The sequence below is a fragment of the Opitutia bacterium ISCC 52 genome, assembly GCA_014529675.2.
In the GTDB taxonomy this organism is placed as follows: domain Bacteria; phylum Verrucomicrobiota; class Verrucomicrobiia; order Opitutales; family UBA2995; genus UBA2995.
In genome coordinates this window covers 1,283,111-1,299,956 of the sequence record CP076040.1, presented here as the reverse complement: position 1 = coordinate 1,299,956, position 16,846 = coordinate 1,283,111, and the positions used below count along the sequence as shown (strand labels likewise).

General features: G+C 48.1%; 18 protein-coding genes. 10 read left to right on the top strand and 8 right to left on the bottom strand.

Translation table 11 applies throughout. The features are described from left to right. Positions 1-159: 159 nt before the first annotated feature. Entirely contained in the window at positions 160-1,161 is a 1,002-nt protein-coding gene (locus GA003_05655) for a polyprenyl synthetase family protein (protein QXD29457.1), read from the top strand. Positions 1,162-1,166: 5 nt separating this feature from the next. Here the strand turns inward: GA003_05655 and GA003_05650 are convergent, their stop codons facing one another. Beyond that, the gene (locus GA003_05650) at positions 1,167-1,967 is read right to left on the bottom strand and encodes an RluA family pseudouridine synthase (GenBank protein ID QXD29456.1); all 801 of its coding nucleotides are present in this window, start codon (positions 1,965-1,967) and stop codon (positions 1,167-1,169) included. Between the two features lie 246 nt (positions 1,968-2,213). Here GA003_05650 and raiA point away from each other — a divergent pair, with 246 nt between their 5' ends. The 4 genes from raiA to GA003_05630 all read left to right on the top strand — a co-directional run bounded on the left by raiA (position 2,214) and on the right by GA003_05630 (position 4,354). Then, positions 2,214-2,582 (top strand): ribosome-associated translation inhibitor RaiA, encoded by a 369-nt coding sequence (gene raiA / locus GA003_05645; GenBank protein ID QXD29455.1) that lies wholly within the window; start codon positions 2,214-2,216, stop codon positions 2,580-2,582. 164 nt (positions 2,583-2,746) lie between these two features. Continuing rightward, positions 2,747-3,103: a hypothetical protein gene (locus tag GA003_05640; GenBank protein QXD29454.1), complete on the top strand. Its 357-nt coding sequence runs from the start codon at positions 2,747-2,749 to the stop codon at positions 3,101-3,103. Positions 3,104-3,214: 111 nt separating this feature from the next. Continuing rightward, positions 3,215-3,676 carry a P27 family phage terminase small subunit gene (locus GA003_05635; GenBank protein ID QXD29453.1) on the top strand — a complete coding sequence of 154 codons (462 nt, stop codon included), beginning with the start codon at positions 3,215-3,217 and terminating at the stop codon, positions 3,674-3,676. 9 nt (positions 3,677-3,685) lie between these two features. Beyond that, entirely contained in the window at positions 3,686-4,354 is a 669-nt protein-coding gene (locus tag GA003_05630) for a hypothetical protein (GenBank protein QXD29452.1), read from the top strand. A 630-nt stretch (positions 4,355-4,984) separates the two neighbouring features. On the opposite strand, the gene GA003_05625 is transcribed toward GA003_05630, so the two are convergent. From GA003_05625 to GA003_05600, 6 genes are all read right to left on the bottom strand, one after another. Next, positions 4,985-6,343: a DNA cytosine methyltransferase gene (locus GA003_05625; protein ID QXD29451.1), complete on the bottom strand. Its 1,359-nt coding sequence runs from the start codon at positions 6,341-6,343 to the stop codon at positions 4,985-4,987. A gap of 11 nt (positions 6,344-6,354) precedes the next feature. Next, positions 6,355-6,564 carry a hypothetical protein gene (locus tag GA003_05620; protein ID QXD29450.1) on the bottom strand — a complete coding sequence of 70 codons (210 nt, stop codon included), beginning with the start codon at positions 6,562-6,564 and terminating at the stop codon, positions 6,355-6,357. 61 nt (positions 6,565-6,625) lie between these two features. Continuing rightward, a complete protein-coding gene (locus GA003_05615; GenBank protein QXD29449.1) occupies positions 6,626-7,462 on the bottom strand; it encodes a hypothetical protein in 837 nt (278 codons plus the stop codon). Positions 7,463-7,477: 15 nt separating this feature from the next. Next, positions 7,478-8,212, bottom strand: a complete 735-nt coding sequence (locus GA003_05610) for a hypothetical protein (GenBank protein QXD29448.1) — start codon at positions 8,210-8,212, stop codon at positions 7,478-7,480. A gap of 67 nt (positions 8,213-8,279) precedes the next feature. Beyond that, entirely contained in the window at positions 8,280-9,629 is a 1,350-nt protein-coding gene (locus tag GA003_05605; GenBank protein ID QXD29447.1) for a sulfatase-like hydrolase/transferase, read from the bottom strand. Positions 9,630-10,187: 558 nt separating this feature from the next. Continuing rightward, positions 10,188-12,080, bottom strand: coding sequence for a sulfatase-like hydrolase/transferase (locus GA003_05600; protein QXD29446.1), 1,893 nt, complete (start codon positions 12,078-12,080; stop codon positions 10,188-10,190). A 167-nt stretch (positions 12,081-12,247) separates the two neighbouring features. On the opposite strand from GA003_05600, the gene GA003_05595 reads away from it, so the two are divergent. The 4 genes from GA003_05595 (at position 12,248) to GA003_05580 (ending at position 15,416) form a co-directional block, all read left to right on the top strand. Further along, positions 12,248-13,687, top strand: a complete 1,440-nt coding sequence (locus GA003_05595) for a sulfatase-like hydrolase/transferase (GenBank protein ID QXD29445.1) — start codon at positions 12,248-12,250, stop codon at positions 13,685-13,687. Between the two features lie 132 nt (positions 13,688-13,819). Further along, entirely contained in the window at positions 13,820-14,191 is a 372-nt protein-coding gene (locus tag GA003_05590; GenBank protein QXD29444.1) for a hypothetical protein, read from the top strand. Positions 14,192-14,425: 234 nt separating this feature from the next. After that, complete coding sequence (locus GA003_05585) at positions 14,426-14,806, top strand: hypothetical protein (GenBank protein ID QXD29443.1); 381 nt, start codon at positions 14,426-14,428, stop codon at positions 14,804-14,806. Positions 14,807-14,933: 127 nt separating this feature from the next. Then, on the top strand, positions 14,934-15,416 hold the full coding sequence (locus GA003_05580; GenBank protein QXD29442.1) for a sel1 repeat family protein: 483 nt from the start codon (positions 14,934-14,936) through the stop codon (positions 15,414-15,416). 208 nt (positions 15,417-15,624) lie between these two features. Here GA003_05580 and GA003_05575 read toward each other — a convergent pair whose 3' ends face one another. Continuing rightward, the gene (locus GA003_05575; GenBank protein ID QXD29441.1) at positions 15,625-16,158 is read right to left on the bottom strand and encodes a DUF4440 domain-containing protein; all 534 of its coding nucleotides are present in this window, start codon (positions 16,156-16,158) and stop codon (positions 15,625-15,627) included. Positions 16,159-16,244: 86 nt separating this feature from the next. Between GA003_05575 and GA003_05570 the strand changes: the two genes are divergently transcribed. After that, complete coding sequence (locus GA003_05570; protein ID QXD29440.1) at positions 16,245-16,787, top strand: hypothetical protein; 543 nt, start codon at positions 16,245-16,247, stop codon at positions 16,785-16,787. Positions 16,788-16,846 lie beyond the last annotated feature (59 nt).

The window sequence follows — 16,846 nt, the reverse complement described above, 5'->3', positions numbered from 1 at the left end:
GAGAACATCGTCAGTCCATTCTTAGAAAATCGCAAAGCCAAATTGCGGGATCTGCAGAAATATAGACCTAAGATCAGACATCTTGCGTTCGCTACTTGAAACTTTGTTCTTTCCAACACATGTTCTACCCTCATTTTGCTAAAAACTCCGGAAAGCTCCGTGAATACCTATACTATAGAAAGTCTCCAAGCACGCTTGGCCGCACCCATGGCCAATTTGACCGCCTTCCTGAATGGTCAGGTAGAGGACTTTGAGCCACAGATACGTTTCCTGGTCGATTACTGCCTTAAAAACAGTGGTAAGCGCATTCGACCTTCGCTGGTCTTTCTCTCTGGCGATGGAGAAGATCCAAAAGTGCTAGAAAAGTTAGTTCAGGTATCGGCCGTTGTGGAGATGGTCCATATTGCCACCTTGGTTCACGATGATATTCTGGACGGCGCAGACAAACGCCGAGGACAACCTACGATAAGCTCCAAATACGGACAGCACACAGCGGTGCTGCTAGGGGATGCCTTATTTTCGCACGCCCTCCACATGGCCTCCCAATTCGAAACCGTGGAAGTCTGTCGCTTTGTATCCAGATCCACACGACGAGTTTGCTCAGGAGAGATCCTTCAAACGTTTCGACGTGGCGACTGGAAGCTCGAGCTCGACGAATATTTGGAGATGCTTGATATGAAAACGGGAGAGCTTTTCTCAATCTCTACCTATTTGGGAGGATTACTGTCTGGTTATTCCAAAGCACATTGCGATACCTTAAGAAAGTTTGGATCAGAACTGGGTATCGCTTACCAAGCCTATGATGATCTAACCGATTTCATAGGGGACGAATCAAAGATTGGGAAAACGCTAGGCACTGATTTAGTAACCGGCAAAGCCACCTTGCCCTTGATTCAGCTTTTCCAAATAAGAAACCAAAGCCTTACCGATCAACTGACGGAAGCATTGAGCACAGGGAATGGAACTGAAGTAAGAAGAATTCTTGAATCAAACGGCATCTATGAGGCAGGCATCACCTTTGTTTCGGACCTTTGGAATAAAGCCGTGAACACCCTGGACGAACTGCCAGACACCCTTCCTGCCAAACAAAATTTGACCACGATCAGTCAGTTGCTTCGAGAAAAGCTCGATGAGCTGGAACAATCCCATTTGCCAGCGTAAACGACTCAGCCAATAAGCTGGGCAAGCTCCTCATCGGAACAGTTCATTCGCTTCTTAATTTCCACGGCCATATCCTCCACTAAAGGAGCGGTGAAACTACGTTTAAATTCCGGAGCGTCGAAGTGCACACGGTGCGCATGTAGAGCCTGCCGATAAAACCCAAGGATTCCAGCCATACCTGACGTATAACCCTGCTCAATAAATTCCAGGTAGAGCCGGTCATCCGGACCATAGATCTTATCCCCTACAATAGGATACCCCAGATGCTGCGCGTGAATCCGGATCTGGTGCTTCCTCCCCGTTTTAGGAACAACTCTCACTAATGTGTGACCATTGCGTACGAGCAGCGGCTCAAACCGGGTCTCGGCACGCTTTGAAGTCCGAGACTTCCTCACAGCCTGCTTAATGTAGACTTCAGATTCCAAATCCTTGGCCAAATGATTGTTCACATCGATGGGCTCTTCCAGCTCCCCTTCAAGCAAGGCTAAATACTCCTTGGTTACTTGCAGATTCTGAAAAGCCATCTGTGAGTGCCGAGCACGAAGCTTGTCCTTCGCCAGCAAGCAAATGCCACTGGTTTCCCGATCCAGGCGATGAACCAAATGGACAAGCTCCTGCTGTAAATATTCGCGGCTAGCTCCAATCAAACTGGACCAAGGCCCTTGCTTAGAGGGATGACAGACAATCAACCCGGGTTTGTTGATTGCCAGGATGCCCTCATCTTCCTCAACAATCCACGAAGGGAATTTATTTGGGTCAATAAGTTCTGGCTTATCACCGGAACCATCTGAAGCAGGTTTAGTCATAGATTAAGGACAGCAATTGGATCAAAAAAACTTAAAAGCAGAAGAAGCAGACCTTCAAAAGTTCGAGAAAGGTTGCAAATTCAGAACAACACGTCTAACGTTTAAAATTCAGAAATGACTTATTATTTCAGCCCGTCTTCCCATTTTCATCGTCCCCTTCCTCTCATGCCAAGCTGTGTCGTTTCTATACCAAACAGCATTGGGATGTCTCACTTTTCGCTAACCTCCAAATAAAAGGAAATAACTATGCCAAATCCTGACGTTATCATCACTGGTCGCCATATCAATCTCACTGATTCCCTGAAACACATCGTGCACGAAAAGGCCGAAAAGCTTTTTAATCACGATGATCAAATCATTCGATTTCGGGTCGAGCTCGAGTACAACCAGAACGTCACCAACCTCAAAGAATACATCGCCAAAGGTCACATCGAGATGCGCGGACCCGGCTTAAATGTTAACGCGGAAACCGAAGACCTCTACAAATCGGTCGATGAAATGGTCAATAAGCTGGACCGTATGCTTCGTCGCAAACACCGGCTCAGCAAGGTCAAACGCAAGGATACCCACAGTGTGGAAATCCCGGCCGATATACCCAAGGTCGCAAGCGCTTGAGGCTAAATAACCCTTAACTTTTAAAACCCCGGTGAAAGCCGGGGTTTTTTGTTTACTAGGAACGCCGAGTCCTGGCTCCGCTCTGCTAGAAATAGGCGAGTGTTAAAGAGGAAGAGAAGGAGTTATTCCTAAAGCTCAATCCGAGTCTAGATGACTGTCGACTCATGAAACGTTTCTACGACATGAAAGAATCTGAAATGCAAAAGGGAGGGACAAACTATTGGCTATCGAAACTGTCCGATCTCTTGACCAGATGGACAATGATGAAAGGCAGAGCCATCAAAAGGATTGAGCAATGCAAGGCAAGTGGAGGGAGCGGCCCCGCGGCAATTCAGCAATCAACCAAGGCAGAAACCGCCCATCAAATTAGCCTGCAAGTCAAACAACTCGAGGATCTGATGCTTGAACATAAAGAAAGGTTCTTCTTCAACATGCAGTGGGATCCCCCGGAAAAAGCAGCCGAATATAGATCGATGAAGGAGAAACTCGAAATCCATAAGAGAAGGCTTGCGGGCATATAGGTAGGGGGCATTCAAAAGCTAGGGAAGCAAGCCGCTAAGACCGCGCCGTAACAAAAGAACTTTTTTCGCGGAAATAGCCGTTTCCCAAAAATCCAACTTACCAAAAATATTATGAAAGGAAGACCGCCCACACCCAGTTCGGTTAGAAACCTAACCGGAATCGCCAAGCGTAAGAAAGACACGCCCGCCAAGAAAAAGCCGAAGACAAGTTCTCTTAGCACGTTGCCGAAACCGCCGAAGACGCTTGAGAAGCCCGGCGCGGAATTCTGGAAGACGATCGGCAAGGCGTGCCTCAACATCGGAGCCCTAACCGAAACCGACTTGACCGCACTTGAATTGATGTGCCGTTGTTGGGATCGATTAGAAAACGCATGCGAGCAATTAGGAAACAAGCTCTTGGAGTCCGGCCAGTTCGGAGACAAGAAGCACGTTTTGCTTTTGATTGTTCAGCAAGAGGAGGATCGGATTTCCAAGTATCTTGTTCAATTCGGCTGCACCCCCGTTGCACGCGAACGAATAACGAGCGAAGGACTGGGAGCGGATGATCCGTTCGGGGAATTCTTCGACTCATAAGAAACCATTTTGGACCCAATAACTAAATACGCCGAAGGCATCGCCGAGGAAAAGATCCTCGCGTGCAAGTATCATCGGCAAGCTTGCGAGCGACACCTTCGCGACCTTTCGCGGAGCAAGTTCGTTTGGGACACCGACGCGGGGGATCGGGTGATCAACTTCATCGAGAAGCTCCGACATCACAAGGGGAGACAGTTCGCCGGGAAGCCTTTCGTCTTGGAACCTTGGCAAACCTTCTTAATTGGCAGCGTCTTCGGTTGGCAAAAGAAAACAGGTGGCAGGCGTTACAAAGAATCCTATACCGAGATTCCCAGGAAGAACGGAAAGACCGCCGTGGGCGCAGGCGTCGGAATCTTCGGCCTGACTGCCGACCAAGAACCGGGCGCGGAAATCTACTCCATCGCTTCCAAACGAGACCAAGCCGCTATTTGTTGGGACGCTTCCAAGCGAATGATCGAGGTGACGCCCGGATTGAAAGAGCGCATCAAGACCGGCAAGGCGTCGGTCTGGTATAATCCACTCGGCAATAAGTTTGTCCCGTTGTCGAAAGACACAAAGAAGATGGATGGACTCAATCCGCACATCGTGATCGGAGACGAGACTCACGCCTGGGAGGATCGAATGCTTTACGACCAGATTGACGATGCGTTTGGCTCAAGAGAGCAGCATAGTGGTTAAGCGCTGATTGGTACATCCCATTTCCTCTAGTATTTATATCTTTGTATTCTTCATTCGCTTCAAGTTTCTCTCTGAGAAGCTTGAATTCCAAGAATGACCTTACTGAATAAAGGTTAGATTTAGCAATTCTGCTTAAAGTTGATTTAATAGCATCTCTGCTATACTTCTTTCTACTGGATTCACTATCGACTTCTCCTAGTAGCCATTTCTCAAACTGATACTGCAAATCCTTGTTTTCATACAATTTTGCCAATGATTCGGATCTTAAGACAATGGGATCTCGAAGTTCATCATCAACGGGTTTCTTCAATCTAAACCCAGCATAGAGCTCAAGTAATCTGACTACGCTTTTCGTTTGATTCTCTAAGTTTGCAGAAACAGAATTTGGATGAAGCTTCCCTAATATTTTTTTGAAAACCGCCCGATACTTTCTCTCCTCGTAAGTCCAATCTGATTCCAACAGTGCATCAAATTGGTCTCCATTCCTCCAAATTTACTTAAGGTATTCCTCAAGATCATTTATCAGTAAAACAAACCGCTTATTATTACTGTTTTGGAAATAAACTGAACTTTCCGTAGTAGAAAAATTTCCACTCTTATCTGCGGATTCAATATACCTTTTTAAACCCTTCACAGCCTAGGTAATACCGCTTTAGCCACTTCACTTACCAGAGGAACTGGAACTGCATTTCCGAATTGCTTATAAGCAGCGACCTTAGACCGGTGGTATTCAAATTCTTCGGGAAACCCTTGTAATCTTGCACATTCTCTCTGGGTGAGCATTCGTGGAATCCGATCAGGGTGGTTCTCCTGAGGAATTAGGCACTCTTTGCCATCTTTATAATATCGAGCAACAAGAGTTGTTGATGGTTTACTCAAATCTTTCGGATAAGCAGTGAACCCTGCACCTCGGTCCACGTTGCGTTTACTTCGACGAATGTGGCCGTCCCACATTTTTTTGCTGAGAGTGTACTTCGAATCGTAATGAAGGTCTTCAAGAATCGTTCCTAATGCCAATGGTTCTCCTTGAAGCGTCGGCATTTCCCAATTTGCTGGTGGTTTTTCCCTGAATGCAACAATGATGCAACGAACACGACTTTGAGGAACAAGGACATTTGTGTTATAAACAGAACTAAAAAAGTGGTAACCCAAATCATTCTCAATTCTATCTTTAATGGTAGCAAATGTATGGCCACCATCATGCCTTAATAAGTTACCAACATTCTCGAGCAGCAGAATTTTAGGCTTATGGATCTTAGCCATAGAGATGACATCAAAGAACAGCTGTCCTTGCGTCTCGCATGAGAAACCATGCTCTTGCCCCAAAGAGGATCTTGCGGAAACACCAGCTCTGCTAAACGGCTGGCATGGAAAGCCTCCAGCAAGAATATCAACTGGGTTTTCAATAAGTTTTTTTTCACTAAGCTTAGTAATATCTCCAAATGGCACTTCACCATAATTCTGAAAATAAGTCTCCTTCGCATGGCGATCCCACTCCGAGGAAAACAAACATTTTCCGCCAAGCCCTTGAAGAGCTATTCGAAATCCTCCAATCCCTGCGAACAAGTCAATAAAAGTAAATTTGGGCTTTGCGACCGGGGGAAACGGAAGATCAGAAAAATCGATATGAATTGGCCTAGGGTGTTTTCGCTCCTTAGGCATATTGAATCCGAATGTTATTACCTTCAATTCGCAGTGACTCCTGACTACCGACAACCATTTATCACGGTACGACATATCAAGGAGAACGGGAGTTTCTTTCGGATTTTGCAGCCAGTGCGAAACAATAGCGGGAAGTTCTTCGCGCACGTGGATATCAAACTCTGTTGCGGACTCAGTGGCCAGGATAAGGGAAAGGGCTTCTTTAAAGTTAATAATGAGTGAGCCTTTGCTTGGAGCCTGAAAAGTCACCTTGCCATTAACGCGCATGGTTTTAGCGTAAGGAGTTCCCTCAGATATTTTATTTTTAGCAGTTGAATGAGCAATCATGAGATCGGGATTTAGTTTGAGGAATCTTTGCTAGAGTATGTGGCCTGATCTTCGGCGGCTATGAACAGGGATGGCTGACGGCTTTCATCACAAAACCGGTTCGCCTTATCGAGGAACCATTCTTTGAGCGTCTTGTTCTCTTTCCCCAGGGCGGTGTATAACTCGTCCTTAAACTCGGGTGTCACATCAATTACTATTCTACCTGAAGATCCTCGTGCCATAATCGATGTAACGTCACATACGTCACGTCACGTAGTCAAGCGCGATTAAGTGTAAATTTGTTCACCTGATTTCTTCTACACCATAGAGACGCACCAAGTTCGCCTGATCCACACCACAATCCATCAGAAAAGCCCGCCGTTGCGGATACATCGAATCCAACATATCCCGAACGAAGCCGGGCTCGGCATGGTGAATTGCCCTGTGCCACAAAGGGTTGAGCGGCAGGATATTTTCCACGCAATCCAGGCTTCGGTTAAAACTGTCCTGTAATCCAAGCGGAATAAAATGATGAGCCTCCAGATAAGGATTTCCCGTAACTCTTGAAATAAACGGAGTCGGTTCGCCTGAGTATTCGCAGATAAATCCTGATTGCTCGAGGGCCAGCCTGGAAACTCTGGGGTCCCTCGGAATCCTCCGGCCTGAAAATTCAACAAACGACGGAACGGCATCTAACCCGGGCTTCTCAATTTCTTCCTGAAAGTAAGCATCCGAAGAATCGTTTGTACCGATACTCCGCCATTCGTTTTCCGGCAGGCTACCAATAACCAGTTCTGCCCCTCGCCGAAACACAAACCATACTTCACCGGCCTCGTAATCAAACCCGTATTCACTTTTCCGGTATACGCGAAGTTCGTTGCCCTTGGACTTCGGGAAATTGATCGTCAGCTCGCCAACCCCTTCAGTTCCATTTCTCGCCCGAACGTTAATCACAAGCGGATTTCCCTTCGATCCGGTTCGGGGTATTTTATCTTCGCCAAAATGATCTACAACCAACGCTGCCTCACTGTCATTTTCAGTAATGGTTATCTGCCCTTTCTTTCGCTCATCCTTCGTGACTATCGAATAAGCCCCGTTGTCTGCATTGAAATATAATTTTTGAAGTTTTTCGAATTTCATGAATTAATCCATCGCCTATTTATTGTATAGAAAAGAGAAATATCCCAGTTCAGGTTTTTCAATTGTTCCCGCAACAAGACCACGATCCAGATAGCAGTTGAAGTGCTCGCAGGACGTTTCTGAAACAAGCGCACAACAGTGGCAGGCGGCAATATTCAACCCCCCAATACCCTGTCCTTCCGCCGAAGCGCGAAGCATGACGAGATTCTTTTCGCGATGGATAAAGGCAGTGAAACGCAAGGTTCCACTCGGGAACTGGTATTCCGCCTCCAGCGTTCCGCGGTCGATCCTGACAATTGAGCGCGCCTTTGTCCCCGACCATCCCGGATGCGCAATACGAATCGCACCTACCCGAAGCGGCGAATGAACGACAGGCTCTCCTTGTTTCTTCGGCTTGTCCAAGAACTTCGGCGACACGACGCCATGCTCTTCCACATAGGCAATCAGCTCATCCTGCGTCACCGCCACCTCCTCGGTTTTGCTCGGGCTGTTATAGCGAGTGTCCCAGACGTCGTTCTTGCCAAGATTCAGTTTTAGCTCATTGGAAAAAATTTGGACACTGGCTGCCAGATCGCCATTGCCAATGACTAGACCTTCAGTGGGATTGGTCAAAAGACCTTCATGGATCAAGGGATGGGCACCTGCTCTACTACCCTCCATCCGGTTCTCTAAGCCGGCGGAAAAACTTTGATCACATGCGAGCAAAATAAACGCCACGCAGAAAATATAGCTTCTAGTGAGGACCTTCATATTTTTGTCATTATTAATCTCTCTCCTTTAATCTCTCTTACATTCGGATATTGCCGAGTAGGCCGCTTCAATCGGAGGATCCCCAATCGATCAATTCTCTGGGAACATCCTTTAGTATCTGATCCAGGATTTTTTGTAGTTTTTTGCGGGCCTTTTCCCCTTCATGTCCCGTTACCGGATGTTCCTCTAACCAGTCATTCGGTACGTTGTAGAGTGAGCCATCCGAATAGAGCTTCCATTCGGCGTCCCGGGCAAAACAGCGAAAGGGGGCTGTGGTGGGTCCATGAACAGAATAGGATTGGAAGAGCCAAGGGCGAGCATTGCCGGTGTTACCTTTCAGCAAGGGAAGAATGCTTTTCCCATCCATTTGATTGGGCATTTTTGAACCGGTTAATTCTGCGATCGTCGGGTAAAAATCTGCAAATCCTACCATGGAGTGCACAAGCGATTTCGGTTTTATGGTTCCCAGCCAATTGGCAATGAAAGGCACCCGGTTTCCATCATCGATCATTTTGCCTTTTCCACCGCGAATTTCTCCTCGCCCTGGAAAAGGCGATGTTATCCGCACCGAGGTTCCGTTGTCTCCGGTAAATAGTATCAGAGTGTCCTGGCGGAGGTTTTCCTTCTCGAGCTTGGCCGTGATTTTCCCGACCATTTTATCCATGAAGTGGACCATGTCCCGGTAGTGCTCTCCGTTGCCTCTTTTTGGATCCTTCTTTTCCCAGTCCGGACTATCCGGGGTTGGATCAAAGGGGCTGTGAACCAGCATCATGGGGTAGTAAACGAGGAAAGGTTCGTTTTTCTTTCGCTCAATGAAATCGCATAAAAAGTCCGTTACTAAATCGGGCCCATATTTTTCGTCCGTATCAGCCAATAGGGTACCGTTTTCGAAGAGTTTGGGCGACTTGTAGCGGGAACCTTTCCTGGTGAATGGTTCTGGTAACGGTTCGGGGATCCCACCATCGGCACCTGGAAGTATCGGTTCAGAAAAGTGCCACAAACAGTATTCATCGAATCCGGCTCTTTCCGGACCTTTCAGATCGCCGGATGAGAGCTGCCATTTGCCGGCTATCGCAGTTGCATATCCGTTTTGCTTCGCCACTTGCGCAAACGTGGCATCTTCGAAGGGGTAAGTGGCAAAACCATCATGATTTCGGAAATTGTATTTCCCGCTCATGATTTTCACCCGTGAAGGTGTGCAGATGGGTTGCGAGTAAGCCTGTGTGAAGCGTGCTCCTCCCGCTGCCAGTGCATCCAGATGGGGTGTTTGGTAGAATTCACTCCCATAGCTACTTAAACATTCAAAGCCTATGTCATCGGCCAGGATGACAATGATATTGGGCTTATTCTCCGCAGTCAGGTTCAGGGACATCAACCCGCCCAGGGCAATCAGAAGGTGTATTAATCGTATAACCATTTCGAATTAGAGTTGATCTGAAGACAGTTTCGCAAAAAGGATCATTATTCATTTTGTAGGTGAATCATCAAGGATCTTCAACACCGACCTGGTGCCTCGCTCGGTCTGTAGCAATAGACTCTGCTGTGTAACTATTTTTTGATTACGAACTAGCCTCGTTTGCTGTGTTGACCTGGCATTTACGGAATGACTGGCAGGACCACATGGGACGGTAGCTCCGCCGAGTGGTAAACCGTCTGCTCGGCCACGATCATTTCCTGACTCGTTCCTAATGGCTTGCCTGTATTCAAATTCCTGGCGAACTGGGGAAAGTGGCTGCTGGTCGCGTGCACGAGAATGCGGTGCCCCTCCATGTTATCTTTTTGACTCCCCAATATGCCACAAGGTCAGTAGACGGGGTCATACCCTTCTCTAGGTATGACCTCTATCTGATGTCCATTCTATTAAGAGTCAAGACATGATCCCATATGCTCCGCTTTAGGCCCCTTCGGAGTGATTTTTATAAAGTCGGAATAGACTCCAATGTTTTTTTGAATTTGGCATTAGGCCGAGATCGACTTAGAACCGCCCATATTTCTCGTGTGTATTGTTGAGGATACGTTCGGGGAGGTAGCGGACCATGCGTTCAACGTAAATAGCAGTGTCCTTTTGCGTTGGGTTGCTAATTCCGGCTCTCTGGACATCGGTCACCAAAGAGACAGCGGCGGGACCAAGACGTTCGACTGAGTTGAGGGCTGCAAGACGAGTAAATACATTGTCTACTTTGAGCAGTTCCCGAATCGTGGCTAACGCTGTATCCGTTTCCCCCATACGAGCGAGCGCTTCGGCGGCAGCGAGCTGTACGTCTGAACTTGTGTCCCGAGTTGCAGCTAGCAATTCGTCCCGAGCCGGGAGTGCGGTCGCGCCAAGCGAAAGAAGACCGGTGGCAGCCCACCAGCGTATTGCAGCATCCTTATCGCTCAATAATGAGACCAATTCATCGAGATTCGCAGGATCCCTAGCATTAGCCAAATCAGCAGCGAGCATAAGGCGGTAAAGTGGATTAAGGCGTGGGTCATTCCCGATTAGCATCGGCGATTGGTTTTGGGATCGGCGGTGTAATTCATTCTCGGGCAACAAACCGAGATCATTGGCTAAAACCATCTGGTTGCGGAGCTCCGTTCGCAGACGCTTAAGGTTGCTTTTGTAACGCGGGTTCGTAGCCAGATTGTAGACTTGCCATGGGTCGTTGGTAACATCGTAGAGTTCTTCCGTCTCTTTCTCGCTATCGAAAAATCGCGCCGGGGGACCGCTCAATTTGCCTTCCTGATGGTGTCTGTCCCAAGATTGCATACTAGACATCCGCCAATTGTAACTCATGAACTGGCCGTGTGGCAGGTGAGGCCGAAAGTTTCTTATGTACTGAAAACGGTGATCGCGCACGTATCGAATGGTATCCGTGATCTCGCTTTGACGATCCTTGCCTCCGAAGATGAACTCGCGTGGAGGCGCCGCGTCCGAACCAAGAAAGGCATAACCCTGAAATTGGGGTGGCTGAGGAATACCTGCGAGGCTCAGTACGGTTGGCGCGAAGTCTACGAAACTGACCAGACGATCGTCGCTTTCGCCGGGTGCCGCAGGCGCAAGGTGTCGCCACTTGGGCGGGAAGCGAATGATTAACGGAACGCGAAGGCTAGGTCCCCAAGCCCACATCTTGATACCGGGCATGCCCGTTCCGTGGTCGGAGAAAAAGAAAACGATCGTGTCGTCAGCCAGACCGTCAGCCTTGAGCTCCGCTAATATATCCCCTACTTGGTAATCCATGGCGGTCACATTTTCATAGTGACGAGCCCAATCCCGGCGAAACTCTGGTGTGTCCGGATGGATCGGTGGAATCGTGAGCTGGCTAGGATCGCGTCTTTGCTCGGGTGTCAGTCGGCGGGTGTTTTCAAGATAGGAAGCCGTATCGGCAAAGATGCGGCTTTGATGAGTCACCTTTAAGTTGAATACAGAGAAAAAGGGTTGGTTCGGAGCGCGATTGCGCCAGTGAGCCTGGTCGCTCGAATCGTCCCATGTCCCCGAGGGAACAACGAACTGATAATCTTCCTTGTAATTGTTCGAAGTATAGTATCCAGCCTCGCGGAGCAAGGTCGGGAAGCAGCGCACGGTCGGCGGAAGAGGCATCGTTGTTCGCATTTGGTGCGTGCCTAAGGTGAGCGGATATATGCCGGTAATAAGGCACGAGCGACTGGGAGAGCAGGCGCCTGTATACGCGAAGGCTTGAGTGTATCGCACGCTCTCTGTCGCGAACTGATCGAGAACCGGGGTAACGGCGTAGGTGTCGCCATAACTTCCAAGATGGGGATTGGAATCCTCGCAGGTTATCCAAAGGATGTTGGGCCGGTCCTGTTCAGCGTTTAGTATAGAGCTAATGGCTACAAAAAACTGAACCGCGTAAAGTAGGTAACGCATAGTTGATTCAATTCCAAGAACGCCTAGAAAGTCAATTCTGTTTGGATACACTGGCAGTCATGTTCGGGCGACTGAGCCAGTCGCCAGCGCATTCAGTTGATGAGCGATAATAGGTTAAGGCATTTTGGCATTCGACAACATTGGGTCAACCGCCCAGTTTAGACGTCATGAGGAAACGATTGCGCTGGAAGCCCGTGAAACACATGCTCACGATCATTGCCGTTTGGGGGCTCGCGATTCTACCGCAGGCGCATGCCGAGGGCGCCAAGCCCAATATACTTTTTATCTACACGGATGACCAAGCCCGATGGTCGGTCGGCGTCTACGGAAATCGAGAATGCGTGACGCCGAACATGGATCGGCTCGCCAGAGAAGGGATGCTGTTCACTGAGGCCTACACCAAGCCCGTGTGTTCCCCGTCGCGGGCCACTTTATTGACAGGTCGTTACAGTCATCGGGTGGGTGTCCATGATTTCATTCAGCGAGATATCCTCAATGGTCTTTCGCAGGACACAACCACGATCGCCGAGGTGTTGCGCGACGCCGGATACGAGACTGGTTTGATCGGCAAGTGGCACCTGGGGCATAAGCAAGAGCACTTTCCAACCAACCACGGTTTCAACTATTTTATGGGGTTTCATGACGGTGGCATCAGCCCGCTCAATCCGACTATGTACAAGGACGGGGAGCAGAGAGAATTCGAGGGATACTGCGCCAATCTCATCGCCGACGACGCGATCGACTTCATCAATGAAAACCAAAACAGGCCATTCGCCCTTTTCTATTTTACCCGAGCCCCGCACAAGGCCTACCTACCCGTGCCCGAGGAGGACATGGCGAACTATGAGGATAAACCTCTCACCTTACCAAAGGTCGACGGATTGCCGCCCGAACGCCTGGAGCAGATTACGCGTGAGTACTACGCCAGCGTAACGCAAGTCGATCGCAACATTGGCCGATTGTTGGAGACGTTGGAACAACTCGATTTGCAAGCTAAGACGATGGTGGTGTTCACCAGCGATAACGGCTACAATGTCGGACACCACGGCGGCTTGGAAGGCAAGGGCAATGGAATGCAGATCGCGAATCCTCTACGGCGGCCAAACATGTGGGATACCTCAATCATGGTTCCTCTGATCGTGCGTTGGCCGTCCGTGGTTCAGCCAGGCACGGTTTGCAATCGACTGGTATCGCTCATGGACTTCTTCCCTACGTTTCTGCATATGCTCGAACTTGAACGCAGGGAGTTGCCACTCGACGGACTAAGTCTGCTGCCGCTGTTGCAAGGGCGGGAAGCAGTTCCTTGGCGGGATGCCTTGTACGATGCCTATGATATGCACGCTTACACACGCTATCGGGGAAGCGAGGATTCCATGCGTATGATTCGCACCCATGACTGGAAGCTGGTCCTGCACTTGAAGAAGCCAAATGCTCATGAGTTATACGATCTGCTCCATGATCCGGATGAGCTGAGGAATGTTTTTGGCTCACCCGAAACGAAAGAGATTCAACAGGATCTCGATCGCCGTTTACGTGCATGGATGAAGCAGAATGACGCTGAGAAGATACATCAATTTACTGAATGGAAACTCGGAACAAATCCGTAGTTACAATTAAACTACAGGAAAGAAATAGGTGACCCCTTCTGCATTCTTTCAGGACCGTTGCCATAAGTCTCTGTCAAGGGGGTCAATGTCCCCCGTTTGAACCGGTTCGGCCTGAATGGGAGAAAACCCCTTATGCCAGAACAGGCGATCAGAGTGGCGGGAAACCTCGCTGTGATAAGAGGCGTGTCTGTTATCGATCTCCCGTTGGCCGAAAACGCCTGCTCAATTGTTGAGTGGCACTTGGAAAACATGCTGGAGATTATGACCACGGAAGAGCATCGGGAAAAAACCGATAAGGCCGAAAGGCTTGTGGAAATAATTGAAGCGAACAGCAACAAGATGAGCAAACGGACCGCCAGAAAACAGATCAACCTGAACGACCAAAAGTTCATGTCGCTAATGAAGCACCCGCTTCTCGTTGATTACTGCATATGGAATGAGGGGAAGAAGCTGTGGTTATCCCATCACACCCTCAGGCCAAACGATAGAGAGGAGGCTAGTTAACCTAACGAGATGTCTGGAACAAACGCTTAGTCTAGATGACTAAGACCACCCATAAGGGGTACAGCTCTTGGAAACGCTCGCAGAGCGATCCTCAGGCAAATGCAGAGAAGAGATATGGGAGCGGTCTGTGGGAGGGCCGCTCTTTCTTTTCCACAGGACGGTATTTTGCATTATTGTCACATGCAGAGTGCTACAGTCCTTGACAATGAATGGCTTATACAAGGACTGTAAGGGATGAATCTAGATTTAGGTAATCCCGATGGAACAGGAGCTTTCACAATAACGGCCATAGGCCAGAGAAATGACACAATGACAGTGTTCATGGAGGGCAAGGTAGAAGGTTATGGCTTTGTTACTCTAACGCATGAGTATAAACACGCGTCCCGTGGGGATTGCGGGGAGCGTTCAGGTGGAACGGTGATTGGAACTGCTGAAGCTATTTTGGAGGAGGGTAACACTGTGAGTACACCGCACATGGGGACTTTCTCTCGTAATGGTAGCAAAATGAAAGTCTTTTTTGTGGATTACGTGACCAATGGGGATCAGAATTTCGTCCGTTTTGAGGTCGATCTGATAGCAAAGCAGTCATCCGTCTCATTCTGGTCGCTAAAGTAAGGAATAACTCGTCGATATAAGCGGTGAGACAAAATAGTGCTGTTGTTTTCATAACCATATTATTAGGAAACCCCGCCCACTAAGAGAAATATTTTTTTTAAAGAAGGGTAGACAGGACGTAGCCATTATGTCAAAAGCTGGTATGCTTCCTAAGCCCTTAGTTTTATCACTGGTTAGTTGCCTGCTACTTAATTTTTGTTTGGCTGAAGAAAAGGATCAGCCGCCATCAGAGGAGAGAGTAGCTTTATTTAGAGAGGCAGCTCAGGCAGGCCACGTTGATTCAATGTGGGCGATGGGTACTATTTACCGAGATGGCTGGGGGGCGGAGAAAGACAGTGTGCAAGCAGTTCTTTGGTTCAACCTAGCCGCAAGGGAAGGAGACGGTAGTTCTGCTTTCTATTTATCACAAATGCACTTTAACGGCGAGGGGATAGAGAAAGACAGAGTTGCTGCCCGAGTTTGGGCCATAGTAGCTTTTGCAAAACACATTGAAGGTGCGGAGCAAATATTGACAAAACTGAAGGAGGAACTCACGGAAGAGCAGATGGAACAGTCTGTACAGATACTGGGGGAAATTATTAAGAAGCACCCAAATATGCTGGGAGGGTGAACCTTAGGCAGCATAATGAATGCATGTGAGGGACGGTTCTTTAGGAGGGGCCGCTCCCCTCTATTTGTCGGTATTACTTAGTGCCTTTGATGCCAATTGCCATTTAGCTCCCAATCTCCACCAGAAACACTACCATCATGCTTCCAAGACTCTACAGTTTGGATGTCAAAAAATGGGATAGCTACTCACTCTTTCAAATCTACAACAACTAATAATTAGCGTCATAATTAAAAATGTCCCATTTCATTTTCCATGATCCATCACCTTGCTTCTGACTAAGTATCATCCATTTGTAAGTCTTCTCAGACTCTTTTCCGTCTGTTGATCTGATTTTATCCATTCCAGTACCTCTAATCACAGCCCAGTCTCCAAAATTAATAACTTCTGATACAGGCTCCTTCATCTCTATAATCTCGTATTCTCTGTTATTAAAAAATTCTTTATAACTCTCAAAGACGGCATCTCTTCCTTCTAAAACAGGAGTTTCTGGAATCATATAAATTGTATCTTCACTATATAATTCTGAACAGTCTTCCGCATTTCCTTCCACAAAGGCTTCAACAAATGCATTGAGGACTTGCTCCTGCTCATTAAAATACGGTCCTCCTTTGAGAATAACTCCCTGTTTGACACCATAAGCCTGATTACCATCAGATTTGGGAGCCATAAGAGATAAAACTGCGGCAACAAAAACTCCTCCGAGCAAAGCTCCGAAGAAGACACTTTTTAGATCAATGTTCATTCAGAAGAATTACCATCTGAAGCCTCCTCATAGAAGATTAATTTTCTGCCCTAGGGGATGGGTTTCCAAGGGCAATCACGGCGTTCATGTGCTATAATGGTACCTTGATATTGGAAGCCACAGGGTTGAAGGAGAGTATCGCTGATGCGGTGCATGAGTACGCGAGCAAGAAGCAGGAGGAGCGTGTTAAGAGTTTGAGCAGGATGAACCCTGAGAAGGTTGGGTTAATCCTCTACCTGTTTTGTCTAGGCGTGAGTCAGAGCCAAATGGTAAAGCGACACAAAATCTGCCACAAAACCATCAAGAAAACCTTGATGGAGTACGCTGATCATTTGGGTAAATGGGCCGAAGTTGGGGCGAGGCTTTCCAAGGAGCTATTCCTTAATTTGCACAGCCTTGAGGAGGACATCATTGAGGATGTCAGGGAGCGTATGGAGAGCGGAAAATTGAAGCCCAACTTCCGCGATGTGTATTACGTATCGACGGCAAAAGAGAAGAGCTGGCAACAAGCTCACCGAATTGAGGAGCGGAGGAAAGAGACAACGTTCACTAGGAATGTTGTTAGCCAAGAAGACTATGAGAAGACGCTAGCTAAGGTGCGAGAACGGATGGGACAAATGGTGGGCTAATGGCTATCAGTCCCACGGCATTTTGTTCTTTGAGCTTGGGGGTCTTTGGGTTCCCCCAC

What these genes read in the sequence shown, in the direction of transcription:
- GA003_05620 (QXD29450.1), bottom strand. Translation starts at nt 6,564, where the DNA reads ATGGCACGAGGATCTTCAGGTAGAATAGTAATTGATGTGACACCCGAG.
- GA003_05610 (QXD29448.1), bottom strand. Translation starts at nt 8,212, where the DNA reads ATGAAGGTCCTCACTAGAAGCTATATTTTCTGCGTGGCGTTTATTTTG.
- GA003_05585 (QXD29443.1), top strand. Translation starts at nt 14,426, where the DNA reads ATGAATCTAGATTTAGGTAATCCCGATGGAACAGGAGCTTTCACAATA.
- GA003_05575 (QXD29441.1), bottom strand. Translation starts at nt 16,158, where the DNA reads ATGAACATTGATCTAAAAAGTGTCTTCTTCGGAGCTTTGCTCGGAGGA.
- GA003_05650 (QXD29456.1), bottom strand. Translation starts at nt 1,967, where the DNA reads ATGACTAAACCTGCTTCAGATGGTTCCGGTGATAAGCCAGAACTTATT.
- GA003_05590 (QXD29444.1), top strand. Translation starts at nt 13,820, where the DNA reads ATGCCAGAACAGGCGATCAGAGTGGCGGGAAACCTCGCTGTGATAAGA.
- GA003_05625 (QXD29451.1), bottom strand. Translation starts at nt 6,343, where the DNA reads ATGATTGCTCATTCAACTGCTAAAAATAAAATATCTGAGGGAACTCCT.
- GA003_05570 (QXD29440.1), top strand. Translation starts at nt 16,245, where the DNA reads ATGTGCTATAATGGTACCTTGATATTGGAAGCCACAGGGTTGAAGGAG.
- raiA (QXD29455.1), top strand. Translation starts at nt 2,214, where the DNA reads ATGCCAAATCCTGACGTTATCATCACTGGTCGCCATATCAATCTCACT.
- GA003_05615 (QXD29449.1), bottom strand. Translation starts at nt 7,462, where the DNA reads ATGAAATTCGAAAAACTTCAAAAATTATATTTCAATGCAGACAACGGG.
- GA003_05605 (QXD29447.1), bottom strand. Translation starts at nt 9,629, where the DNA reads ATGGTTATACGATTAATACACCTTCTGATTGCCCTGGGCGGGTTGATG.
- GA003_05580 (QXD29442.1), top strand. Translation starts at nt 14,934, where the DNA reads ATGTCAAAAGCTGGTATGCTTCCTAAGCCCTTAGTTTTATCACTGGTT.
- GA003_05640 (QXD29454.1), top strand. Translation starts at nt 2,747, where the DNA reads ATGAAACGTTTCTACGACATGAAAGAATCTGAAATGCAAAAGGGAGGG.
- GA003_05635 (QXD29453.1), top strand. Translation starts at nt 3,215, where the DNA reads ATGAAAGGAAGACCGCCCACACCCAGTTCGGTTAGAAACCTAACCGGA.
- GA003_05600 (QXD29446.1), bottom strand. Translation starts at nt 12,080, where the DNA reads ATGCGTTACCTACTTTACGCGGTTCAGTTTTTTGTAGCCATTAGCTCT.
- GA003_05595 (QXD29445.1), top strand. Translation starts at nt 12,248, where the DNA reads ATGAGGAAACGATTGCGCTGGAAGCCCGTGAAACACATGCTCACGATC.